The sequence below is a fragment of the Bradyrhizobium sp. AUGA SZCCT0177 genome, assembly GCF_018130125.1.
Taxonomy (GTDB): domain Bacteria; phylum Pseudomonadota; class Alphaproteobacteria; order Rhizobiales; family Xanthobacteraceae; genus Bradyrhizobium.
On sequence record NZ_JAFCMA010000014.1, the window covers coordinates 136,768 to 159,872 of the forward strand.

23 protein-coding genes are annotated in these 23,105 nt (G+C 63.6%); 11 read left to right on the forward strand and 12 right to left on the reverse strand.

The window, feature by feature from the left end; all coding sequences use genetic code 11:
* Positions 1 to 26 precede the first annotated feature (26 nt).
* From JQ597_RS18260 to JQ597_RS18270, 3 genes are all read left to right on the forward strand, one after another.
* Positions 27 to 1,124 (forward strand): calcium:cation antiporter, encoded by a 1,098-nt coding sequence (locus JQ597_RS18260; RefSeq protein ID WP_212265623.1) that lies wholly within the window; start codon positions 27 to 29, stop codon positions 1,122 to 1,124.
* A 31-nt stretch (positions 1,125 to 1,155) separates the two neighbouring features.
* A complete protein-coding gene (locus tag JQ597_RS18265; RefSeq protein WP_192736790.1) occupies positions 1,156 to 1,440 on the forward strand; it encodes a cupin domain-containing protein in 285 nt (94 codons plus the stop codon).
* 226 nt (positions 1,441 to 1,666) lie between these two features.
* Entirely contained in the window at positions 1,667 to 2,626 is a 960-nt protein-coding gene (locus tag JQ597_RS18270) for a hypothetical protein (protein ID WP_349628852.1), read from the forward strand.
* Between the two features lie 214 nt (positions 2,627 to 2,840).
* Here JQ597_RS18270 and JQ597_RS18275 read toward each other — a convergent pair whose 3' ends face one another.
* Both JQ597_RS18275 and rpsU read right to left on the reverse strand, forming a co-directional pair.
* Complete coding sequence (locus JQ597_RS18275; RefSeq protein WP_212265673.1) at positions 2,841 to 3,473, reverse strand: tetratricopeptide repeat protein; 633 nt, start codon at positions 3,471 to 3,473, stop codon at positions 2,841 to 2,843.
* A gap of 194 nt (positions 3,474 to 3,667) precedes the next feature.
* Positions 3,668 to 3,976 (reverse strand): 30S ribosomal protein S21, encoded by a 309-nt coding sequence (gene rpsU, locus JQ597_RS18280; RefSeq protein WP_192736788.1) that lies wholly within the window; start codon positions 3,974 to 3,976, stop codon positions 3,668 to 3,670.
* Positions 3,977 to 4,240: 264 nt separating this feature from the next.
* Between rpsU and aqpZ the strand changes: the two genes are divergently transcribed.
* On the forward strand, positions 4,241 to 4,963 hold the full coding sequence (aqpZ, locus tag JQ597_RS18285; RefSeq protein WP_212265624.1) for an aquaporin Z: 723 nt from the start codon (positions 4,241 to 4,243) through the stop codon (positions 4,961 to 4,963).
* 43 nt (positions 4,964 to 5,006) lie between these two features.
* Here aqpZ and JQ597_RS18290 read toward each other — a convergent pair whose 3' ends face one another.
* Both JQ597_RS18290 and purE read right to left on the reverse strand, forming a co-directional pair.
* The gene (locus tag JQ597_RS18290) at positions 5,007 to 6,107 is read right to left on the reverse strand and encodes a 5-(carboxyamino)imidazole ribonucleotide synthase (RefSeq protein ID WP_212265625.1); all 1,101 of its coding nucleotides are present in this window, start codon (positions 6,105 to 6,107) and stop codon (positions 5,007 to 5,009) included.
* Positions 6,104 to 6,592 (reverse strand): 5-(carboxyamino)imidazole ribonucleotide mutase, encoded by a 489-nt coding sequence (purE, locus tag JQ597_RS18295; RefSeq protein WP_212265626.1) that lies wholly within the window; start codon positions 6,590 to 6,592, stop codon positions 6,104 to 6,106. The genes JQ597_RS18290 and purE overlap by 4 nt, the downstream gene beginning before the upstream one ends.
* A gap of 151 nt (positions 6,593 to 6,743) precedes the next feature.
* On the opposite strand from purE, the gene JQ597_RS18300 reads away from it, so the two are divergent.
* The gene (locus tag JQ597_RS18300) at positions 6,744 to 7,430 is read left to right on the forward strand and encodes a GGDEF domain-containing protein (RefSeq protein WP_212265627.1); all 687 of its coding nucleotides are present in this window, start codon (positions 6,744 to 6,746) and stop codon (positions 7,428 to 7,430) included.
* A 135-nt stretch (positions 7,431 to 7,565) separates the two neighbouring features.
* On the opposite strand, the gene JQ597_RS18305 is transcribed toward JQ597_RS18300, so the two are convergent.
* The 3 genes from JQ597_RS18305 to JQ597_RS18315 form a co-directional block, all read right to left on the reverse strand.
* Positions 7,566 to 7,817: a hypothetical protein gene (locus tag JQ597_RS18305; protein ID WP_212032854.1), complete on the reverse strand. Its 252-nt coding sequence runs from the start codon at positions 7,815 to 7,817 to the stop codon at positions 7,566 to 7,568.
* A 23-nt stretch (positions 7,818 to 7,840) separates the two neighbouring features.
* Complete coding sequence (locus JQ597_RS18310; RefSeq protein ID WP_212265628.1) at positions 7,841 to 8,053, reverse strand: hypothetical protein; 213 nt, start codon at positions 8,051 to 8,053, stop codon at positions 7,841 to 7,843.
* Between the two features lie 334 nt (positions 8,054 to 8,387).
* Positions 8,388 to 8,594: a YdcH family protein gene (locus JQ597_RS18315; protein ID WP_079538570.1), complete on the reverse strand. Its 207-nt coding sequence runs from the start codon at positions 8,592 to 8,594 to the stop codon at positions 8,388 to 8,390.
* A 239-nt stretch (positions 8,595 to 8,833) separates the two neighbouring features.
* Here JQ597_RS18315 and JQ597_RS18320 point away from each other — a divergent pair, with 239 nt between their 5' ends.
* Entirely contained in the window at positions 8,834 to 9,019 is a 186-nt protein-coding gene (locus JQ597_RS18320; protein WP_192736781.1) for a YdcH family protein, read from the forward strand.
* A gap of 101 nt (positions 9,020 to 9,120) precedes the next feature.
* Here JQ597_RS18320 and JQ597_RS18325 read toward each other — a convergent pair whose 3' ends face one another.
* Complete coding sequence (locus tag JQ597_RS18325; RefSeq protein ID WP_212265629.1) at positions 9,121 to 10,224, reverse strand: NAD(P)/FAD-dependent oxidoreductase; 1,104 nt, start codon at positions 10,222 to 10,224, stop codon at positions 9,121 to 9,123.
* Between the two features lie 259 nt (positions 10,225 to 10,483).
* On the opposite strand from JQ597_RS18325, the gene JQ597_RS18330 reads away from it, so the two are divergent.
* Positions 10,484 to 13,186: a sensor domain-containing protein gene (locus tag JQ597_RS18330; protein ID WP_212265630.1), complete on the forward strand. Its 2,703-nt coding sequence runs from the start codon at positions 10,484 to 10,486 to the stop codon at positions 13,184 to 13,186.
* 156 nt (positions 13,187 to 13,342) lie between these two features.
* Positions 13,343 to 14,836 carry a glycerol-3-phosphate dehydrogenase gene (locus tag JQ597_RS18335; protein ID WP_212265631.1) on the forward strand — a complete coding sequence of 498 codons (1,494 nt, stop codon included), beginning with the start codon at positions 13,343 to 13,345 and terminating at the stop codon, positions 14,834 to 14,836.
* A 51-nt stretch (positions 14,837 to 14,887) separates the two neighbouring features.
* Here JQ597_RS18335 and JQ597_RS18340 read toward each other — a convergent pair whose 3' ends face one another.
* Entirely contained in the window at positions 14,888 to 16,201 is a 1,314-nt protein-coding gene (locus JQ597_RS18340) for a tetratricopeptide repeat protein (RefSeq protein ID WP_212265632.1), read from the reverse strand.
* A gap of 267 nt (positions 16,202 to 16,468) precedes the next feature.
* On the opposite strand from JQ597_RS18340, the gene JQ597_RS18345 reads away from it, so the two are divergent.
* The 3 genes from JQ597_RS18345 to JQ597_RS18355 are packed head-to-tail and all read left to right on the forward strand — an operon-like array spanning position 16,469 to position 19,295.
* On the forward strand, positions 16,469 to 17,569 hold the full coding sequence (locus JQ597_RS18345; protein ID WP_249133838.1) for an ABC transporter ATP-binding protein: 1,101 nt from the start codon (positions 16,469 to 16,471) through the stop codon (positions 17,567 to 17,569).
* Positions 17,566 to 18,480, forward strand: a complete 915-nt coding sequence (locus JQ597_RS18350) for an ABC transporter permease (RefSeq protein WP_212265634.1) — start codon at positions 17,566 to 17,568, stop codon at positions 18,478 to 18,480. Before JQ597_RS18345 ends, JQ597_RS18350 begins: the two co-directional genes overlap by 4 nt.
* Positions 18,480 to 19,295 carry an ABC transporter permease gene (locus JQ597_RS18355; RefSeq protein ID WP_212265635.1) on the forward strand — a complete coding sequence of 272 codons (816 nt, stop codon included), beginning with the start codon at positions 18,480 to 18,482 and terminating at the stop codon, positions 19,293 to 19,295. Before JQ597_RS18350 ends, JQ597_RS18355 begins: the two co-directional genes overlap by 1 nt.
* 101 nt (positions 19,296 to 19,396) lie before the next feature.
* Here the strand turns inward: JQ597_RS18355 and JQ597_RS18360 are convergent, their stop codons facing one another.
* The 3 genes from JQ597_RS18360 to JQ597_RS18370 form a co-directional block, all read right to left on the reverse strand.
* Positions 19,397 to 20,263 carry a carbohydrate ABC transporter permease gene (locus tag JQ597_RS18360; protein WP_212265636.1) on the reverse strand — a complete coding sequence of 289 codons (867 nt, stop codon included), beginning with the start codon at positions 20,261 to 20,263 and terminating at the stop codon, positions 19,397 to 19,399.
* Complete coding sequence (locus JQ597_RS18365) at positions 20,260 to 21,132, reverse strand: carbohydrate ABC transporter permease (RefSeq protein WP_212265637.1); 873 nt, start codon at positions 21,130 to 21,132, stop codon at positions 20,260 to 20,262. Before JQ597_RS18365 ends, JQ597_RS18360 begins: the two co-directional genes overlap by 4 nt.
* Before the next feature lie 189 nt (positions 21,133 to 21,321).
* Entirely contained in the window at positions 21,322 to 22,707 is a 1,386-nt protein-coding gene (locus JQ597_RS18370; protein WP_212265638.1) for an ABC transporter substrate-binding protein, read from the reverse strand.
* Between the last annotated feature and the right edge of the window lie 398 nt (positions 22,708 to 23,105).

Here is a 23,105-nt window from a genome sequence, read left to right on the forward strand (position 1 = left end):
GTAATCATTTCGAGGATTCTGACCGCATGAGCGCGCACGGCCCGATGCCGAAATCGTCGTGGATTTTCCCCGCATTGGCGGTAGCGCTGTTCGTGGTCGCCACCGCGCTCGGGCTGACCTTCACACCGACGGCCGGCGGTTTGCTGTTCGCGGCGCTGCTGCTGGCGATCCTGTTCGGCACGGTGTTTGCCGCCGTGCATCACGCCGAGGTGATCGCGGAACGGATCGGCGAGCCCTACGGCACGCTGTTATTGACGCTGGCAGTCACCATCATCGAGGTCGCGCTGATCGCGACCATCATGCTCGGCGACAAACCGGTGCCGGCGCTGGCGCGGGACACGGTGTTCGCGGTTGTCATGATCGTGTGCAACGGCCTGGTCGGCCTTTGTATCTTCATCGGCGGGCTGCGCTATCGCGAGCAGGATTTTCAGGTCTCCGGCGCCAATCTGTATCTCAGCGTGCTGTTCGTGATGGCGACCATCACGCTGATCATGCCCAACTACACGCTGACGGCGCCGGGACCGATCTATTCGGCGGCCCAGCTCGGCTTTGTCAGCGTCGTCACGCTCATTCTCTATTGTGTGTTTCTCTATACCCAGACCATCCGGCATCGCGACTATTTTATCAACGATGCCACGGGCGACGCGGGCGACGGGGCGCTGCTGTCGAACCGGATGCTGGCGTTGAGCATTGCGCTGCTGCTGCTCGCGCTGCTGGCGGTGGTGCTGTTGGCCAAGAAATTCTCAGTTGTGGTCGATTTAACCATCGCCCGTGTCGGCGCGCCGCCGGCTTTCGCGGGCGTGCTGGTGGCGTTGTTGATCCTGCTGCCGGAAAGCGTCGCCGCCATTTCTGCCGCCCGCAAGAACGACCTGCAGAAGAGCATCAATCTCGCGCTCGGCTCGTCGCTTGCGACCATCGGGCTGACGATCCCCGCCGTCGCCGTCGCCGCTTACGCGCTCGACAAGCAATTGGTGCTCGGCCTCAACACGCAGGAGATGGTGCTCTTGGTGCTGACCTTCGTCCTCAGCATGCTCACCTTCGGCACCGGACGCACCAACATCCTGTTCGGGCTGGTCCACATGGTGGTGTTCGCCGTATTCCTGTTCATGGTATTCGTGCCGTAGTTCCCTTGTCGTTCCCTGGAGTTCATCCAAAATGCTCAGCGCCACGTCAGACGTTCAGGTCGACACCCCGGAAGTTCGCGTCACCGAGTGGCGGCTGGCGCCGGGCAGCGCTACCGGCCACCACACCCATGGGATGGATTATGTGATCGTGCCGGTGACATCGGGCGAAATGACCATCGTGGCGCCGAACGGCGAACGCTCGAAGGCGCAGCTCGCCGTCGGTAAATCCTATTTCCGAAAGGCGGGCGTCGAGCACGACGTGCTCAACGAAACGGCAACCGAGATCGTGTTCCTGGAGGTCGAACTGAAGCCCTGACCGTCCGTTATCGGCAGCGCCGCAACCGACCCATTTCGGCCGCAGGTGCTGACAAGCCGTTAATTGTGCGGCTCCCGGAACGTGCCGCAACAAGGGCCCCGCGTCGCCCTAGGGCGGTAGAAACGGAACTCATGAGGATCTGCACAATTGCCACCGATCCGTCGCAGTTGATCCCTCAATATGCCCAGAAGTTCCAGCATCAAACTTGCCGCGGGGAGTGGCCGGCATGCTGAAGAAGTATATTTCGAAATTCACGATCGACATCCTGCCTTCGGTGGCAGCGACCGTCATCGGGGCTTACATCGTCAATCATTACATCGTCACCAGGCCGGGCACGGATGCCCCTGTCGCCGCCGCCGTATCGGCTGCCGACCCCAAAGCTCCAGCCAAGGCCGCTGAAACCGGCAACCCGCCGACGGCGGGCGTCAGGGCCAAGGGCATTTCCGAAAAAGCCCTCCTCGAGAAGACCGCGGCCGAACGGCCGGCGGTGGTCGAGAAGGTTGAAGCCAAAGCGGATGTGAAGGCGGACGTGAAGCCTGAAGTAAAGGCTGACGCGAAGTCCGCCGATGCGCCGGCCGAGACCGCGAGCGTTCCGGCCGAGCCACGCGCCACCCGCGCCGCGCCGCGCGAACGCGAAAAGGAAAAGATCAGGGTCGTGCTGCCGTCACCGGTGCAGCCCGTGGCGCCGGCCGTCGCGGCCGCGCCGCCGGCGCCTGTTGCCGCGCCGCCGGTCGAAACCGCTGTTGTGCCGGATGACCGCCGCGACGCCAACGACCTCGCGCGCGCTGCAATCGAGCGTCTGCGGGTCAACAATGATGGTTCGCCGCGTGCACCCGAAGTGGTGCGCACGCCCGAAGCTCAGCGAGTAGAGACCCCGCGGATCGAGACGCCACGAAGCGAAACGCCGCGGGTCGCAACCGCGCCGGCGCTTCGCCCGCTGCCGCCGCCGATCTCGGTCTCGACGCCTTCAGGCGGGGAGATCTTCGATCAGGGCAGGCCGCCTTACGCAGCCAATACGTCTGTCGATCCGCGCCGTCCGACGCCGCCGGCCGAAATTCCGGTCTCGCGTCCGCTCGATTTGCGGGCCGATGTGCCGGAGCCGTCGGTGCGCGAGCGTACCACGGCCGTAGCCGAGGACGTGCTGTCGGCGGCGAAGTCGGTGTTTCACGCCGTCCTGCCGAAATAATCCATAGATCGTGTCTTCTCGTGCCCCGGACGCAGGCATCGCCGCGACCGGGGCCTCTACTTTGCATGGGGTTGTTTTCGCGATTTTGCGTCGAGAGCCGCGTTCCGATTGAATCGGATCGGGGTTCTGGATTCCTGATTTGACGCGTTTTCTCGACGCGAACCGGTATCCACCCCCGGATCAAGTCCGAGGGCATGCTTCTCGGGAAAACGCGCTACCCGCCCGTGCGGGCCAGGCCGCTGCGTGCGGCTTCGTCCTTGGGGCGGATTGCAATGGCGCGGCCATAGGAAGCGGCCGCCTTGGCCTTGTCGCCGAGCCGTTCATAGGCCTGCCCGCGGGCTGACCACGCCGGTGCGCTATTGGGATCGGCCTGCACCGCCTCGTCGAGGTCGGCGGCCGCTTCCTTGGCCTTGTCGATCGCAAGATAGCTTGTTGCGCGGCCGAGCAACGGTTCGACCTTTTGCGGCGTCAGGCCGTTGGCGGCGGTGAAATCCTCGATCGCTTGCTGGTACTGTTTCTCGCCTTGATAGATCAGCCCGCGGCCGTAGAGCGCTTGGACGTTGTACGGATCGAGAGCGAGGGCGCGATCGAATTCCGCCAACGCCTCTTCGTTCTTGCCGGACTTGGCCAGCACCTGGCCGCGGCTGGCATAGCCTTGCGAGTCGCTGACGCTGCGCGCGCTGATATTGTCGGTCGGTTTCTGCGCCACGGGCTGCGGCTTTGGGCTGTCCGCGCCCCACGATCCCAGATCGAACGAGCAGCCGCCAAGCGGCATCGTCAGCAGCGCGACAAGTACGACCGTACGGCGTACGCCACGAGAAAACGAACAGGAGGCCGGAATGGCCATATGGCGGAATGCTCGCGCGTTCATGGCGCATAGGTAGCCCGGCACGCCGCAAAATGCATCGGTCAAAATAGCCGCAACCGGCGGACCGAACCCGTCAGGCCCTCGGACCGACAAACAAAAAACCCAAAGAAAAAAACCAAAGAAAAAAGCGCAGGCCGGGGCCCGCGCTTTCCAATTCAAATCTGCTCGGTCGTTCAGCGCGGTCCGCGCGGACCTGCACCCGGGCCGCCACGACCGCCACCGGGACCACCACGGTCGCCACCGGGGCCAGCACCGAACACCGGCTTCGGCTTCATCGGCAGCAAGCCTTCGCGCTGCAGCTTCTTGCGAGCCAGCTTGCGCGCGCGGCGCACGGCTTCGGCCTTTTCACGGGCCTTCTTCTCGGAGGGCTTTTCGTAATGGCCGCGGAGTTTCATCTCGCGGAAAATACCCTCGCGCTGCATCTTCTTCTTCAGCGCCTTGAGGGCTTGATCGACATTGTTATCGCGGACGAGAACCTGCACGCGGCATCCTCTTTCAATTGATCGGATAGGAATTCTGGTAAAGCTAACGAGCTGGCGAAAGGCCTAGCCCTTAACCTGAACGCGGGCATTTACCAGACAAAACCTGGGATGTCCACCTGTGAAGCGAACAGCCGGACCAAGTTAAGCCATGAAATGCGGCAAATCTGACGCTGTTCGGCCCTGATTTGGGAAGTTATGTGCCCAGACCGAGGCTGTTCCCGGAGTTTTTGAGCAACCCGGCAGCAACAATCTGGGGAGACAACCATGGATACGAAGAAATATGCCGCCGAGGCCATCGGCACGTTCTGGCTGACATTTGCGGGATGCGGCAGCGCCGTCATCGCCGCCGCCTTTCCGCAGGTGGGTATCGGACTGGTCGGGGTGTCCTTTGCGTTCGGACTGAGCGTCGTCACCATGGCCTATGCGATCGGCCATGTATCCGGCTGCCATCTCAATCCGGCCGTCACGGTGGGGCTTGCCGCAGGCGGGCGCTTTCCAACCGGGCAAATCGCGCCCTACATCATCGCGCAGGTGATCGGCGCCGTTGCGGCGGCGGCGCTGCTTTATGTGATCGCGAGCGGCGCTGCCGGTTTCGACGTCACCAAGGGTTTTGCGTCGAATGGCTATGACGCGCATTCGCCTGGCAAGTACAGCATGGTTGTCTGCTTCATCACCGAGGTGGTGATGACCATGATGTTCCTGTTCATCATCATGGGCGCGACCCATGGCAAAGCGCCGGCGGGCTTTGCACCGCTGGCGATCGGATTGGCTCTGGTGATGATCCACCTCGTCAGCATTCCCGTCACCAACACCTCGGTGAATCCGGCGCGCAGCACCGGGCCTGCGCTGTTCGTCGGCGGATGGGCGCTGGCGCAGCTCTGGCTGTTCTGGGTGGCGCCGCTGATCGGCGGCGTGCTGGGCGGGGTGATCTATCGCTGGCTCAGCGAGGAGCCCTCCGGCGTCGTCGAGGGCCGCAAGTCGGCCTAGCGCGAGGCCGCCTAGCGCAAGCCTGCGTGATGCGGGCTTGCTGCTATTTCTTGCGCGGCGACACTTCGGTGACGTGACCCATCTTGCGGCCCGGCTTCGGCGCGCCCTTGCCGTAAAGGTGCACGGTGGCGCCGGGAACCGTCAGCCACTGCTCGTAGCCGAGGATGTCGTCGCCAATCAGGTTCGTCATGGTTACCTCGCCATGACGAACCGGTTTGCCGAGCGGCCAGCCGGCGATGGCGCGGATGTGCTGCTCGAACTGCGAGATCGAGGCGCCGTCCAGCGTCCAGTGTCCGGAATTATGCACCCGCGGCGCGATCTCGTTGACCAGCACTTTCGGCCCGCCATTTTCCGCTACCACGAACATTTCGACCGCGAGCACGCCGACATAGTTCAGCGCGGTTGCGATCTGCTCGGCGACGCCGCGAGCCTGCGCCGCCAGCGCATCCGATATCTGCGCCGGCGCGCGCGAGATTTTCAGGATGTGGTCGCGGTGCTCGTTTTCGGTGACATCGAAACTCTCGACCTGGCCGTCGACCGAGCGCGCAGCGATCACCGAGATCTCGCGTTCGAACGGAATGAAGGCCTCGAGGATCGCCGATTTGGTACCGAGGTCCTCCCAGACCCGGGTGAGATCGTCGCCATCGCGGATGATCGCCTGGCCCTTGCCGTCATAGCCGAAGCGGCGGGTCTTGATCACGGCGGGCAGGCCGATCTTCTTGATCGCCGCCCGCAGGGTTTCCACCGACGACACGTCGGCATAGTCGGCGGTGCCGATACCGAGGCGCTTCACAAAATCCTTTTCGACCAGCCGGTCCTGCGTGGTCTCGAGGATCTTCTGGGCCGGCAGCACCGGACGGCGCGCCGCCAGCACCATGGCGGTGGCGGCCGGCACATTCTCGAATTCATAGGTGATGACGTTGACGTCGTTGGCGAACAGTTCGAGCGCCTCGACATCGGCATATTCCGCGCAGGTGGCGTTCAGCACCACGTCGAAGGCCGGCGAATCCGGATCCGGTGAAAACACCTGGCAGCGGAGGCCGAGGCGCGCCGCGGCCATCGCCAGCATCCGGCCCAATTGCCCGCCGCCGAGAATTCCGATGGTGTCGCCGGGCTTCAGCTTCACATTGTTGGAAGCCGTCACGCCAAGCCCTCCGGCCGCTCTTTGACCGCATCGGTCTGCTGCTTGCGCCAGGCGGCCAGGCGCGTCGCCAGCGCCGGATCGTGCAACGCCAATACGCTGGCGGCGAGCAGGGCGGCGTTGATCGCGCCGGCCTTGCCGATCGCAAGGGTGCCGACGGGGACGCCCGCGGGCATCTGCACGATCGAATAGAGCGAATCGAGGCCGGACAGCGCCTTGGATTCGACGGGAACGCCGAACACCGGGAGTTCGGTCAGCGCCGCCGCCATGCCCGGCAGATGCGCCGCACCCCCGGCACCGGCGATAATGATCTTGAAGCCGGCCGCCTTGGCGCCCTTGGCGAAAGCAAACAGCCGGTCGGGGGTGCGATGGGCCGAGACGATGCGTTTTTCGCAGTCGACCCCGAGCGCCGCCAGCGTGTCGGCGGCGTGGCGCATGGTCTCCCAGTCCGACTGGCTTCCCATAATGATGGCGATCGGTGCGGTCATCTCGTCAATTCTATTGGGGAATCCAGAAACATAGGCCGATTATAGGGGCGGCCCGGGCGTCATCCAAGGCATGGCAAGGGATTAGGAATGGACTATCCTGTCTTGGTGAATCCGGGCAAGCCTTCATACGCATGCCTGCACAGGGAAGGTCATGAAGAAGAAAACCAGGGCAGCGGCTGCGGGAACCGCAAAACGCCCGAAAACGGCCCCGGCAGGACGAAAACCCGCGCCGCGCGGGATCCGCAAGTCCGCAAGCCCGTCCCCGGCTCCGTCCGTTGACCCCAAATCGACGATCCGCCGGCTCAAGACGCAATTGGCGCGGGCTCGGGCTCGTATCGAGGAGCTGCAGGCCTCGGCCGATACCGATTTTCTGCTGGATATTCCGAACCGGCGCGGTTTTGAGCGCGAATTGCACCGCGCGATCGCCTTCATCAAGCGTTACCACGCGAGCGGTGCCCTGATCGTGCTCGACGTCGATCGCCTGAAGCCGATCAACGACGCTTTCGGTCATGCCGCCGGCGACGAGGTGCTCAAGGCCATCGTGAAGACGCTGCTGGCTCACGTGCGCGCATCTGACGTGATCGGCCGGCTCGGCGGCGACGAGTTCGCGCTGCTATTGTGGAATCTCAGCGAAACCGATGCCAGGGCCAAGGCGGCGTTGCTGGAGGGGGCGATCGATCGCCTCACCTTTGTGTTTGGTGGCAGCACCGTTACTGCGGGCGCCTCCGCCGGCGTCGCGATCCTCGGTCCTCACGCGGAATTGGGCCGCACGCTGGAAGAGGCCGATAGCGCTATGTACATCCGCAAGGCGCTGCGGCGGCATGAGGCCGATTTGTAGGGTGGGCAAAGCCAACGGGTCGCGCGAATGCGCGCCCGATGACAGACTCCGCGTGCCCACCATCTTGTTTCGCGAATTAATTTGGTGGGCTCGGCGCAGTGCGCCTTTGCCCACCCCACGATCGCTCGCTAACGGTCAAAGCCCGCTCAAATCTTCCGGCACGTTGCCGAACTTCCGCAGCAATTGCGCGTCGCCGAATTCGCCGATCATGGGATCGCCGCTGCGGCTGAACGCGACTGCGCCGATGCTGCCGGGGGCTCGCGACAGGATCTCGGCGCGGCGCAGCGCGGTGGTCGGACTCTGGCACTCCTCGGCAGCGCCAGCGACCGGCGAGCCGTCATCGTCCTGCAGGAATGGCAATGCAACGTAATAGGTGACATCGGCCATCATCGTCGCTCCGGTTTCGCTGCTCAGGCAGCGGTGCTGCTGGTGCGCAAGGATTGGGTCGGCACGCAGCCGGCGGATATCGCCGCCTTCAATTCCTCCAGCTCGGCTTCCAGATATTCGTTGGCCATGATCAGCGCCTTGATGGTCGAGCGCAGATTGCCGTCGCACATCGCGATCGCCTGATCGCAGGCTTGCTCGTAGCGGCTGTTGTCGGACAGGGACGGTGGTGCGGACATGGCGGAACTCCCTTTGCTGGCGGCAGGGAAGTATGTTCCTCTTTTGTTCTTTTGGAGTCAAGCCAAGAACGTGCGCGAAAATTCGTTTTCCCGCGCTCAACCGGCTGCCGGCGACGCGATCGAGATGCTGAAAATTCGTCGCAACCGCGGCGCCTTGTGGATGTCGGGGAAAAGGGGATCGGCGCAGGCAGGCGGTCTTTTGGCTATAGCCCCACCGTTCCGAAAAAAACTCGCACCGGCCGGGCGAACCGATCGGCGACAGCCAGGTTGCGGCTGCTCATCGGGGGGCGGCTTGTCCGCTGCGGCATCCGGCGCCGGCGTGATCAGCCTGCGATCAGGCAATGATATCAGGCGTGATCTGGTCTTCGATGAAGGCGATGCGGTCGCGCAATTGCAGTTTGCGCTTCTTCAGCCGCTGCAGCCGCAGCAGATCCGGCGCCGGCGACTGATGCAGCGCGTCGATCGCCGCATCGAGATCGCGATGCTCCTGCTGCAGCCGGGCAAGCTCGTTTTCGAGCTCGCGCTCATCTTCGTTGGTCATGGCGTACGCTTACTGCAAAAGCACGATGAGGTTGTAGACGGCTTGCGAAGCCGCCAGCGAAATATCGTCCCTGCGGGCCCGGTCCGCAAGCTGACCCGGTTCCATAGTCACGATTGGTTACAGATAAATCCGAAAAAATGAGAGGCCCGATTCTGGATAGCCATCGACAGATTCGGCGGCTGGTGTACACTCCTTCGTCCGGATCGAATCTGAGGTTTCACCCACCGAGGAGATTTCGTATGGCTCTACAGGCGCATCTTGTTGAACTTGAACGTAAACACAAGATCCTCGAAAACGAATTGCACGAAGCGCTCGTGCACCTTTCCACAGACGACCTGCACATTGTCGAGTTGAAGCGTCGCAAGTTGATGGTCAAGGACGAGATCGAGCGGTTGAAACAAACCGCCAGCGATACGGTCCACTAAACCGGTCTCCAGCAGAATAGCGAAACGTAATTCACCGTCGGATGGGCGCTGATGCGCTCATCCGTATAGGTTGTATTGCGAAATTATCTTGTATTTATCGCTTACTGCTCTGCCAGTTCACCAACATGATCAGCGATCGCCAGGGACGACGTCAGTCCCGGCGATTCGATGCCGAACAGGTTGATCAGTCCAGTGACGCCGTGCGCGCGCGGTCCCTGGATCAGGAAATCCTGCGTGGCAACCGCAGGTGGCACGATCTTCGGCCGGATTCCGGAATAGCTCGGCATCAGCGCCCCGTCCGGCAGCGCCGGCCAATAGCGCCGGATCGCGGGATAGAACCTGTCGGCACGGGCCGGGTCGACGGCGTAGTCGATGCTCTCGACCCACTCCACGTCCGGACCGAAGCGCGCCTGTCCGGCCATGTCGAGGGTGAGGTGCACGCCAAGCCCGCCGGGCTCCGGCACCGGATATATCAGCCGTGAAAACGGCGCCCGCGCGCTGCAGCTGAAATAATTGCCCTTGGCGAGATACGCCGGCGGTATCAGCTCGATCGGCATGCCCTCGATGCTGCGCGCGACTGAAGGCGCGCCCAATCCCGCTGCGTTGATCAACAGATTGCATTCCAGAACCATCGGCGCATCGCCGCCCGTCTCGATTTCAATCCTGCTCGCGTTTGCCCGGGCGCGCAGCAGCGGCGTGTAAAACGCGTAGGCGGCACCAGCTTCCTCGGCATCGCCCATCAGCGCCAGCATGTAGGCGTGGCTGTCGATGATGCCGGTCGACGGCGAAAGCAGGGCCGCGTCGCAATTAAGCGCCGGCTCGAGTGCGCGCGCCGCTTCGCCGGTCAGAAGCTGCATGTCGTCGACGCCATTGGCTTCGGCATGGGCGCGGATCGATTGCAGCTTTTCGGTTTCCGCAGGTGTCGTCGCGACGATCAGCTTGCCGCAATTGCGATGCGGGATGCCGTGGTCGCGGCAATATTCGTAGAGCGCCCGTTTGCCACTGACGCACATCTGCGCCATCAGGCTGCCGGCGCGGTAATAGATACCGGCGTGGATCACTTCGCTGTTGCGCGATGAGGTGATGGTGCCGATGCCCTCGGCCGCCTCCAGCACGATGACTTCGCGGCCGTACTGGGCGAGACGCCGCGCGATCGCGAGCCCGATCACCCCCGCTCCGATGACGACGCAATCAACCTTGTCCATGTACGCTTCAGGCCCGGAAATCTGGCGCGGGATCACGCCCGCGACGCTTGTTTTATTATCGTTTCGTTCAGAAGTATGCCCCAACAACCCGTTGGATTACCTCGACATATGCCCTGAGGTCCCATCCTGTTAGTGAAGCATTAATCATGTCAGGGCAATTGCCGTAATTTGAGTCGCATTTTCCGGTTGCAAGGGTAGGCGTTTACCCGATCCAAACCCGTCAAGCCAGACACTCCACCGGGAAATCCGCGGGTGAATGATGGCTGGCAAGAATTGGCAGGCAGGCGGGAGGGATTCGATTCCGGCGCTGGCCCTCGTGTGTCTGCTCGCCACCTCTGCGTCGTGCGGGTTGGCATGGGCCGCGCCGCCCGTCGCCGGCGGCTTGGCGCCGTCGGGCTATTCCGGCGAACTCGACCCCAGCATGATCTGGGAGATGCTGATCGGCGGCATCGTGGCCGTATCGTTTCTGGCAGCGGCCGGGCTGTGGGTGCTGTCGGCACTGCGCCGGGTCAAGCGCTCGCAACTCCGGCGCAGTGCGTTCGTCAGCTCAGCCCTGAACAATCTCAGCCAGGGCGTGGTGATGACCGACGTCCGTCAGCGCATCATCTACTGCAACGACCGCTATCTCGAAATCTATGGCCTGGTCCGCGCGGACATTCCCCGCAACATGACCGGGCCGGAACTGCTGGAGGTGCGGCGCAAGCGCGGCGCACTGGATGTCAGCGTCGACGAATTCTATGCCCAGGCCGCCACCGCGGACGGCCTGATCACCGAACTGCCAAACGGCAAATCGGTTCTGGTCAAGTATTTCCGCCTGCCGAATGGCGGGTCGGTCGCGACCCATGAGGATTGCACGGAGCAGCGCAAACTTTCGCGCAAGCTGGCATCGACCACGCAGTTCCTGGAATCGGTGCTCGACAACGTTCCGGTCTGTGTCGCCGCCAAGAACATCGAGGACGGCCGCTATATTTTCGCCAACCGCGCGTTCGAGCGTTTCTCGCGCTTCTCGCGCGACCATATCGTCGGCAAGCGCGCCGACGAGATATTCCAGCCCGAAACCGCACGCACGATCGACACCGCGGACCAGTCGGCGCTGAAGGCGCCGGAAGGCTACCACCGCACCGAGTTCGAGGTCGAGCGCGGCTCCGAGAAGCGTGTCCTCGCATCCAACCGCGTGATCGCGCGCGGTGAGAACAACCAGCCCGAATTCCTGATAGCGCTGTTCGATGACGTCACCGACCGCCGCTCGTTGTCGCGCGAGCTGGAGAGTACCAAGAAGTTCCTCGAACTCGTGGTCGACAACATTCCGGTCTCGCTGATCGTCGAGCGCGTCTCGGACGGAAAATATCTGCTCGCCAACCGCAGCGCCGAAACCATCCTCAACCGCCGCCGCGAGGACGCCACCGGACTGACGGCTGCCGATATCTTCAATCCGCGCGAAGCCAAGCTGATCATCGCGCGTGACGAGGCGGCGATCAAGAAGCGCGGCCTTCTGACCGAGGAACACCCGATCTCGACCAAGGATGGCCTGCGGCTGTTCCTGACCCGCCGCATGACGGTGCTCGATGATGCCGGTGAGCCGCAATATCTGATCAAGACCCATGAGGACGTCACCGATCGCCGTCAGACCGAGTCGCGGATGGCGCACATGGCCTATCATGACGGCCTGACCGATCTGCCGAACCGCGCCGCCTTCCTGCAGGCGCTGGCCCAGATGATCGAGGCCTGCGAGGGTACCGAAGAGGAATTCGCGGTGCTCTGCATCGACCTCGACGGGCTGAAGGAAGTGAACGACGTGTTCGGTCACGCGATGGGCGACAAGGTGCTGACCGAAGTGGCCCAGCGCCTGCAGGACTGCGCCCGCGGCGGCGTGGTGGCCCGGCTCGGCGGCGACGAATTCGGGTTGATCATCGACGGCAAACAGCCCTCCGCGGGCATCGCGCTGGCCGAGCAGGTCGCGATCGCGCTGGCGAAGGAATTCCAGATCGACGGCAAGCCGGTTCGGGCCGGTGCCACCACGGGCATCTCGGTATTTCCGCACAACGGGTCGGACGCGGCAGCCCTGCTCGCCAATTCCGGCGCGGCGCTGTTCCGGGCGAAAGCAAAATCGCGCGGCTCGATCAGCGTCTTCGAGCCCGAGATGGACCAGCAGATCCGCGACCGCCGCGTGCTGCATCAGGACCTCTCGGTCGCGATCAAGAACGGCGAATTGTCGCTGTACTACCAGCCGCAGGCCGCTTCGGGTCCGACGGTTGCCAGCAGCGAAGTGATCGGCTTCGAGGCGCTGGCGCGCTGGATGCATCCGGTACGCGGCTTCGTGTCGCCAGGCGATTTCATTCCGCTGGCGGAAGAAAGCGGCCTGATCGTCGAAATGGGCGAATGGATCCTGCGCGAAGCCTGCCGGGAGGCGGCCTCCTGGCCGGTACCGATGCAGATCGCGGTCAATTTGTCGCCGGCGCAGTTCATGCACGGCGATGTGGTCAGTCTAGTGCATTCGATCCTGCTCGAAACCGGGCTGGCGCCGGATCGGCTCGAGCTCGAAATCACCGAAGGCGTGCTGATCGAGGATTTCGATCGTGGCCTGGCGCTGCTCCGGCGGCTCAAGGCGCTCGGCGTGCGCATCTCGATGGACGATTTCGGCAGCGGCTACTCCTCGCTGAGCTACCTGCAGGCGTTCCCGTTCGACAAGATCAAGATCGACCGCGCCTTCGTCATGCATCTCGGGCGCAATCCGCAATCGGCCGCGATCGTGCGCGCCGTCATCGACCTCGGCCACGGCCTCGAAATGTCGATCGTCGCCGAGGGCGTCGAAACCCAGGAACAGCTCGGCTTCCTGTCGGAAGAGGGCTGCGACGCGGTGCAGGGCTATTTCATCGGCAAACCCCTGCCGATCGGGCAATACGCCGCGCTGGTCGGGCGCAACGTCATCAACGGTATCGAGTCCACGCGCAAGACCGGGTAAAGCCTGCGAGCAGGCTCTTCGCTTTTGTTTGACGCGTTTTCTATCGCAGATAAGTCTACGCAATCTGCGTAAACTTGATTGCTATGCGAACCGGTATCCACTTCACTCGCAAACGCTATCTTGTAGTGCACCTCGGTTCTCGACTGTAAGCGTTGCATGGCGGATTACGATCTTGCGATCATCGGCGGCGGGTTGAACGGCGTTGGCATCGCGCGCGATGCCGCCGGCCGCGGCCTGCGCGTGATCCTGCTGGAGCAGGGCGATCTCGGTGCGGGCGCCTCCTCGGCCTCGCCGCGGCTCGTCCATGGCGATCTGGCGGGGCTGGAGCGGCGTCGCTTCCTTCGCGTCCGCGCGGCATTGGCCGAGCGCGACATTTGGCTCCGGATCGCGCCACATCTGGTGCGCCCGATGCGCTTTGCCATCCCCGCCCACACCGACGAACGCCCGGCCTGGCAGTTGCGGTCATGGCTGTTGCTGTATGACCGGCTGGCCTCGCGCGCGCCGTTGCCGCGCTCCGCCACCGTCGACGTCACCCACCATCCGGTCGGCAACCCGCTGAAGCGGCCGTTCGGAACCGCCTTCGAATATTCCGACTGCGTTGTCGATGATTCCCGCCTGGTGGTGTTGACCGCCGTCGATGCCGCGGCGCGGGGGGCCGCGATCCGCACTGGTGCCCGCTGCACCCGCGCCGAGCGGGGCGAGACCTGGCGGCTGGTGACGATCGATCGTGGCCATCGTCAGGTCGTGACCGCGCGGGCGCTGGTCAACGCCACCGGAGCCTGGACCGCGACCGTCGCCGAGACCGTGCTGCGCCAGCCGCCACCCAAGCTTGCCACGATCCAGATGAGCCAGATCGTCGTCCGCCGCCTGTTCGACACCGACAACGTCTACGTATTCCAGAACAGCGACAGCCGGCTGATTTTCGCCAGCCCCTATGAGCGCGATTTCACCCTGATCGGCACCGTTGGCCACGCCTTTAAGGGCGATCCCGCCATAGTCGCGATGGCGGCCAACGACGTGGCTTATCTTTGCGATGCCGCCAACCGGTATTTTCGCGAGCGGATCGAGCCGTTCGACGTGGTGCGGACGGTTTCCGGCGCCAACCTGGTGCTGAACCCCGCGAACAACCGGGCAGCGTGGGACGGCGCGATGAGCTTCGACCACACTCGCCGCAAGGCGCCGCTGATCACGATCTTCGGCGGCGACGTCACCACCTCGCGGCTGCGCGCCGAAAGGGCCGTCTCCAGGCTGACGCCGTTTTATCCGATGTCGCCGCGCTGGACTGCGACGGCGCCGCTGCCCGGCGGCGATTTTGCCTGGAGCCGCTTCGAGAACGAGGTCGACGAGGTGCGCGCGCGCTGGCGGTTTCTCAGCGAGGATCACGCCCGCCGCCTGGTCGGCGCCTATGGGTCGAACGTCAAGGCGATCCTTGGCGAGGCCAGGGATCGCGGCGATCTCGGCCCGGCGTTTGGGCCTGGACTGACGGGCGCGGAAGTGCGCTACCTCATGAAGCACGAATGGGCGCGCTTCCCGGACGACATTCTGTGGCGGCGCTCCAAGCTCGGCCTGACCATGCCGCCGGCGGACCGCGAGGCGCTGGCGGCGTTCATGGCGACGGTGTCATCGGAGCTGGCATGCGGCGCTCGATAGATCCGACGATGGTCCTTGCCGCCGCGCGGCGGCGATCGAAATGTTCGCCGTTCAACGCCGCGCCTGAACCTCCCGCGACCAGGCCGCGTCACGTGCGGACGGCCTGCGCTCGAGCCGGGTGGAGATCAGCCCGGCGGCCTTCTCGCGGTGTCCACCGCGCAAATACGCCACGATCAGCGTGTCCTCCCACAATTCGCGCTGGGCGTGGCTGCCGCCGATCCGCACCAATTCGGCCATCGCGGGTTCAAGCAGGCGGATCGCGCCGTCATGATCGCCGCCGGTGAAGGCCCGCATGCCGCGGCACATGTCGATGGCCGCGCGGCCCGGCGGCAGTTTACCGTCGGCGGCACGGGCCTCGAGCTGCGCCAGCCGCGTATCCAGCGCCTCGCCGCCGATTGCCGCGGCGGCCAGCGCATGATGCACGTCGGCGAAATGCGCCCCGGCCTGCGGGAAATATTTTTCGCCATAGGCGGCGACATCGCGCCAATGCGGCTCCAGCCCGGATTTGCCGGCCAGCGACAACCGCCACAGCAGCGAAGCGCCGTCGGTGAAAATATTCAGCGGCGGGTAGGGCCGATCGGCCGGCTTGATTTGCTGTTCGTAGATCGCAAGCGCGCCTTCGAGATCGCCCTCGTCGAGCGCGGTCAGCGAGATGTGCCACCACAGATGCCCGTGCAGAAAGCTCTTGCGGTCATGCGCGGGAAGCCACGCGGAAAGAAACTGACGGCCCGCCGCCAGGTCGCCTTGCTCGAACATCGCGTGCGACAGGCCGTGCGCGGCGTTGGCGTTTTCAGCCCGCAACCCCATCGCGCGTTCGCTCAAGGCGCGGCCAGTGGCGAGATTGCCGGCTTCGGTATGCGACCAGCCGAGATAACTCAGGAACCACCAATCCTCGCCGTAATGCCTGGCGACACGATCGCATACCGCAAGCTTGGCGGCGTCGTGGTCGGCGCGGCCTGAAAACGCGTAGAGCCCGAAGGCGCCAAGCAGCATCGACAGTACCAGCGCATCGCGGGGATATTCTTCGAGATGCGCTTCCGCGCCGCTGACGGCCACTTTCGGCTTGCCCTCGATCACGGCAGCCATGATCTCGATATGCCGGCGCTCACGCGCGTCGGCGCTGGCGGCCAGTTGTCGTGCATGGGCGGCCATGTTGCGCGCTTCATTCCCCTGCATATTGAGCTGATGCAGGCGGGCCCGAGCGATATGGGCCAGCGCGAAATCACCATCTTCCCGGATCGCGCGGTCGAAGGCGTCCTCGGCGCCGTGCCAGGCCGACAACATGCAGTCCATGCCGTCGCGATAATGCGCGGCGGCGCGGTCGGAGGTCGTTGTCAGCGGCAGATCATATCGGTCCCGGTTCATTTTCTTGTTCCGTGATGCGCGCGGTGAGTGCCAAGCCTAGCAGAGACATGACCGGCGACAGCGATAATATTGTGACTGTGCGGCGCGAAGCGGTTGAGCCGGTGCCGATCCGCCGCTAGCGTGCGGCAGCGAGGGCTGGCAGGGGACATGACCGAGGAATTGCCGGAAATTACGCCGAAGGCCGATGGGGTCAGGGACCCCGCAAAGCCGGAGCCGCCGCCTCAAGCGGCTGTAAGCCCGGCGCCGCAGTTCGAGCCGGCCGCCGACATGCCGCTGCTGCGCATCGAGGGGGTCGGTAAGACGTTCGGCAGTTTCCGCGCGGTGGACCGACTGTCGCTCGATATCCGCGCCGGGGAATTTTTTGCGCTGCTCGGTCCGAGCGGCTGCGGCAAGACCACGCTGCTGCGCATGCTCGCCGGTTTCGAGACGCCGGACGAGGGCCGCATCCTGCTTGGAGCAAAGGACATCGCGCAGGTGCCGCCGCATCTGCGTCCGGTCAACATGATGTTCCAGAACTACGCGCTGTTTCCGCATCTGTCGGTGCGGGACAACATCGCGTTCGGCCTGAAGCGCGCCGGCATGGCGCGCGACCAGATCGCCACCCGCGTCGCCGAGATGGTTGCGCTGGTCAAGCTCGAAGGCATGGAGAAGCGCAAGCCCGATCAGCTCTCCGGCGGCCAGAAGCAGCGCGTGGCGCTGGCGCGCTCGCTGGCCCGCCGCCCGCAGGTGCTGCTGCTCGACGAGCCGCTGGCTGCGCTCGACAAAAAGCTGCGCGAGAGCACGCAGCTCGAATTGATGGACCTGCAGCGCCGGCTCGGCATGACCTTCATCATCGTCACCCACGACCAGGAAGAGGCGATGACGATGGCGGGCCGGATCGGCGTGATGGATGCCGGCCGCCTCGAACAGGTCGCCACCCCGCGCGAACTCTACGAGGCACCGCATTCGCGCTGGATCGCGGAGTTCATCGGCGACGTCAATCTGTTCGATGGCGAGGTTGGCTGGCGCGAAAATAACCGGCTGCTGGTCACGACCAAGGAGGGTGTCACGCTTGCGGTCACCGAGCCGCGCCAGCGGGTTACCAAGACCACGGTCTGTGTCGCGATCCGCCCCGAGAAGGTGAAACTGTCGCGCCGCGCCCCGGTGTCGGATGCGGCCAATACACATGCGATCAACCGGCTCGAGGGCGTGGTGACAGATGTCAGCTATCTCGGCGGGCTCACCGCGTACAAGGTCAAGCTGGAATCCGGCGCGGTGGTGCGCGCATCGATGGCCAATACCGCGCGGCTCGACATGGATGCCTATCTCGCGGGCCAGCGCGTGGTGGCGTGGTTCACGCCTGACGACTGCATGGTGCTGGAACAATGAGCGCGCGCCCCATCTTCGCCCGCCCGGCGCGGCTGGCTGCGATCGCGCCCTATCTGTGGATGGTGCTGTTCTTCCTGGTGCCGTTCGGCTTCGTGCTCAAAATAAGCCTGTCGCAGACCGCGATCGCACAGCCGCCCTATGTGCCGCTGTTCGACCTCACCGAAGGCTGGGCCGCGATCAAGGCGGCGTTTGGGCAATTGTCGCTGGATAATTTCAAGCTGTTGATTTCGGACAGTCTCTACATCTCGTCCTACCTGCGCAGCATCTTCGTCGCGGTGACCTCGACGGCGATCCTGCTGCTGATCGGCTACCCGATCGCTTATGGCATGGCGCGGCTGCCGCAGCGCTGGCAACCGATCGCGATGATGCTGGTCATCGTGCCGTTCTGGACCTCGTTCCTGATCCGGATCTATGCCTGGATCAATATCCTGCAGCATGACGGCCTGCTCAATAAGGTGCTGCTGGGGCTGCATATCGTATCAACGCCCGTGGTGTGGCTGTCGACCGACAGCGCGATGTATATCGGCATCGTCTATTCCTATCTGCCGTTCATGATCCTGCCGCTGTACGCCACGCTCGCCAAAATGGACGGCGCGCTCATCGAGGCGGCGTCCGATCTCGGCGCTTCGCCGGGACGCGCGTTCTGGCTGGTGACGTTTCCGCTGTCGCTGCCCGGCGTCGGCGCCGGTGCGCTGCTGTGCTTCATCCCGATCGTCGGCGAATTCGTGATCCCCGACCTGCTGGCGGGTTCCGGTTCGATGATGATCGGGCAGACGCTGTGGCTCGAATTTTTCACCAACAAGGACTGGCCGGTTGCTTCCGCTGCCGCCGTCGCGCTGCTGCTGCTGTTGATACCGCCGCTGCTGCTCTATGACCGGCTGCAGCGCCGCACGCTGCGGGGAGGGGGCTGATGGCGCGCCAGGTGAACCGGATTTCGCCGTTCAACATCACCTCGCTGGCGCTGGGGCTGGCGTTTCTCTATCTGCCGATCGTCATTCTCGTCATCTACTCGTTCAACGCCTCGCGGCTGGTGACGGTGTGGGGCGGCTGGTCGCTGCGCTGGTACACTGAGTTGTTCAACGACCGCGCCATGCTGGACGCGGCCTGGATGAGCCTGCGCGTCGCCGCGGTGTCGGCGACGGTGGCAACCCTGCTCGGCACACTCGCCGCGATCGGGCTGGCGCGCGGCGAACGCTTCAAGGGGCGCTCGCTGTTCTCAGGCATGCTCTATGCGCCGCTGGTGATGCCGGAAGTGATCTCGGGCCTGTCGCTGTTGCTGCTGTTCGTGGCGCTCAACGCCGAGCGCGGCTTCTGGACCGTAACCATCGCGCACACGACGTTGACGATGTGCTTCGTCACCGTGGTGGTGCAGTCGCGCCTCGCCTCCATCGACCGCAGCCTCGAGGAAGCCGCGATGGATCTCGGCTGCGATCCGGTGAAGGCATTTTTGTCCGTGACGCTGCCGCTGATCGTTCCGGCAATCGTTGCCGGCTGGATGCTGGCGTTCACGCTGTCGCTCGACGACGTCGTGATCGCGAGTTTTACGACGGGCCCGGGTTCGGCGACGTTGCCGATCCGGATCTATTCCGAAGTGCGGCTCGGGGTGAAGCCACAGATCAACGCGATCTGCACCATGGTGATCGCGCTGATTGCTGTCGTGATCGTGATTGCGTCTTTCGCCTCGAAGCTTTCGAGTTCGCAAGGCGAGAGCGCGGCGCCTCTGTAGCTTTTCGTCATTGCGAGCGAAGCGAAGCAATCCATCTCGGCCGCGCCGCAAGGTATGGATTGCTTCGTCGCTGCGCTCCTCGCAATGACGGAAGCGAGGCTTTACGACTTCACCGCACCCGCCGTCAGCCCGCCCACCATATACCGCTTGAACGCGTAGTAGATCGCGGCCGGCGGCAGCGCGTAGATGAAGCCGGTGGTCATCAGCAATTCCCAGGGCGAATCGTCCGCGGCGAGGAAGTTGCCGAGCGCCACGGGCAGCGTGATTTCGGTGTCCTTGGAGAGCAGCAGGAACGCGTAGAGATATTCGTTCCAGGCGAGCAGGATCGCGTAAGTGCCGATCGCCACCAGCGACGGCATCATCAGCGGCACGTAGACCAGCCTGAACAGCTGCGGGATGGTCGCGCCGTCCATGACGGCGGCTTCGTCGAGTTCGACCGGCAGCTTGTCGGAAGCCTGCTTCAGCACCCAGATCGCGTAGGGGGAGGCGATCGTCACCATCGCCAGAATCAGCGACCAGTGATTGTTGAGCAGGCCGTAATTGCCCATCGTCCGGTACATCGGCACGGCGAGGAACGCCGCCGGGATGAAATAGGTGAACAGCGCCAGATTCATCACCCACCGCCCGCCGGGCACCTTGAGCCGCGAGATCGCAAACGCCGCCGCGGTCGCGATCAGCAGCGTCAGCGCGCCGGCGGCCAGCGCGATCACGATCGAATTCCAGAACTGGATCCAGAAGTCCCGCAGGAAGTAATGCTCCTGATGGAACACGATGCGGAAATTATTCAGTGTCGGATGCGCCGGCCAGAGTTTTCCGGAGAACGCATCCTCCTTCGGCGAGATCGCGAACAGGAACATGTGGTAGATCGGGATCATGGTCCAGAGGAACACGGGAATCCCGATCAGCAGGAGGCGGGCTTCGACGCCGACTTCGCGCCAGGTTGGAAGCTTTGGCGTTGGCAGTTTCATCGCGACAACCGTTTCATCATGAAATAGATCAGCGGCAGCACGAACGGCAGCGCGCAGACGATGGACGCCATCGCCAGGCTGAGCTGATCGAGCCGCAGATAGCGAATCCCCAGGGTCGCCAGCACATGGGTGAGATCGGCGGGGCCGCCGCCGGTCAGCAGATACACGCTGTTGAAGTCGCCCAGCGTCCAGATCATCGAGAGCAGGGTGCAGGTCAGATACAGCGCCTGCATCGATGGCCAGGTGATGAAGCGGAACTTCTGCGTCCGGCTCGCGCCGTCGACTTCGGCCGCCTCGTAAAGATCGTGCGAGATCGCAAGCCGCCCGGTCATCAGGATCAGCGTCCAGAACGGCAGCGATTTCCAGATGTGCACGCCGATCGCCATGGAAAGCGCCACGGCGGGGTCATTGAGCCAGTTCGGGCCGTCATCGCCGGTGAGTTTGAAGATCAGCGTATTGACCACGCCCCATTCGGGGTTGAACATGAAGCGTACGGAGAGAATGGTCGGGATCGAAGGCACCGCCCAGGGCAGGATGAACAGCACCGACAGCCATTTGATCCAGGGGCGCTGCTGGGCGAAGAAGCCGGACAGGAGCAGCGCGATCATCATTTTGAGGTTGATGCCGACCAGGAGAAAGATCAGCGTATTGACCGCGGCGCGCGCGAAGATCGGATCGTGCCAGAGCGCGACATAGCTCGCCGGATGACGCGCCAGCCACAGCCCGTACCCGACCGGGTAGACCACGAAGGCCAGAAACACCAGCAGGTAGGGCGCCACCAGCACGATGCCCCAGACCTGCGTGGTGGTCAGCCGGGCCGACAGCGGCGGGCCTGGCATCGCCTGATCGCCCGAGATCGTAATCGCCATATTCAGTTACTCTTGTCAGCCATGCCGGCCGCAATGCGCGGCCGGTGTTGGTTGGTACACCTCTCCCCGCTTGCGGGGAGAGGTCGCCGCGCTCTTGCGCGGCGGGTGAGGGGGTACTGGACTCTCAACGAGCGTCACTCGTGGAGAGAGCCCCTCTCCCCGCAAGAGCGGGGCGAGGGAGAAGCAAGATCAACCCGCGATTTGCTTGAGGCGGGCGATCAGTTCGTCGACGGCCTTGTCGACCGGAACCTTCTCGCTCACCACCCGGTTCATCGCCTTGGCCCAGACGTTCTCGTTGTTCAGGATCGTGAACTTCCAGTTCTTGGTGAAGTCGAACGGCGTGGTGCCGCCAGTGAACTGAGTGTAGACGGCTTTGCGATGCCGGTCAGCCTGCCAGAACGGGCTCTGCTGGCTTGCGGTCGTCACCGGGAACCAGCGGCCGAGCGCGCCTTCGATATAGGGCCGAAGGTTTTCCTCCTGCAGCAGGAACTTGATGAACTCCTTGCCCTCGGCCTTGTTCTTGGCCGCGGTGAACATCAGCCCGGTCTTGACGTCGGAGCGGTACTTGATCGGCGTGCCGTCCGGCTTGTTGGGGAACGAGGCGGTGATGATGGTCTCGTCGTAGTTCTTCTTGCCGAGCGCCCGCTGTTCCGGCGTCAGCGCCGGGTTGTTGGCGTCGTCGAGCCATTTTGCCGCGATCGAGATCGTGAAGTTGTGCGTCATCACGATGGTCTTGTTGTGGAACGCGACGTTGTTGTCCGGATCCTTCCAGGTGGTGGAGGAGGGCGGCGAGCAGCCCCTGGTGTAGGTGTCGGTGTAGTCCTTCACCGCCTTGATCAGGTTTTCGCGCACCTTGGGATCGTCGACCAGAAGCTTGCCGTCGTCATCGACCAGCTTGACGTTGTAGGCGTCCATGAAGGTGTAGAACGACTGGAACGAGTCGGTGGATTCCACGCCCATCGGCTGGCCGACGGCGTAGATGCGCTGGCCGGTGGCCTTGCGGATGGCGGGTTGCACCTTGTCGCACCAGAACGACCAGTAATCTTCCCATTTGGTCGGAATGTCGCTTTGCTTGAAGCCGGCCTGCTCCAGCATGTCGCTCCAGATCTGGACGTGCATGCTCTGCTGCTTCAGCGGATAGCCGTAATAGGCCTTTTTCTTGGCCACATCGTTGTAGAGCAGCGCGGTCTCCAGCGTGTTCGGCGCGAACGCCGACTTCATCGGCAGCAGAATGTCGCCGAGGTCCTCGAGCTTGCCCTCAAAGGCCCATTTGCCCTGCGCCTGCACATCGTAGCTGTCGGAATAGGCGACGTCAGGCACGGTGCCGGAATCCAGCGCCGCCACCGTCTTCGGGATCATGTCCTGAATGGCGTATTGCGACAGTTCTACCTTGATGCCGGTCTTGGCCTCGAACTTCTTGATCGCCTCGAGCAGCGCGTCGTCCTCGGACTTGTAGAAGCCCTTGCCGAACCAGACGGTAATGGTTTTTTGCTGGGCCATCGCAGGCGCTGTGGCGTAAAACAGCCCTACAGCCGCGACCGCGAGTGAAACTGCACCAATTCCCTTGAATCTCACGTTGTTCTCCCTGAATTTTGCCGGGGTTTTTTGACCGGTTGGATTAGTGATAGCGCAACCAAACGGCGCGATCTAGATGGCGCGTTGCAAACTTTCTGTTGGGGAGGGTGTTCCAAAGAGGTCCGTCTTCGCAACGACGTCGTTTCAGTCTTGTCGTCCCGGCCTGACGCGCAATCGCGTACAGGCGCCGCCCTCCATCTTGATTGTGAGAGGGATTGAAGTTCCAGCCAAATCCAACTTCGGCATCGCCCCATACAACATGTGCATCGGCGGCTATGGGATACCGGCTTTGCATGCGCAATTGCCCAGTTGGGCCGAGGTGACACAGTTTCGCATTCTCGCGGCTTGATAAGCCCGAGCTTTGCCAGAAATCTCCTTGCCCTCGAAGACAGAGGGCG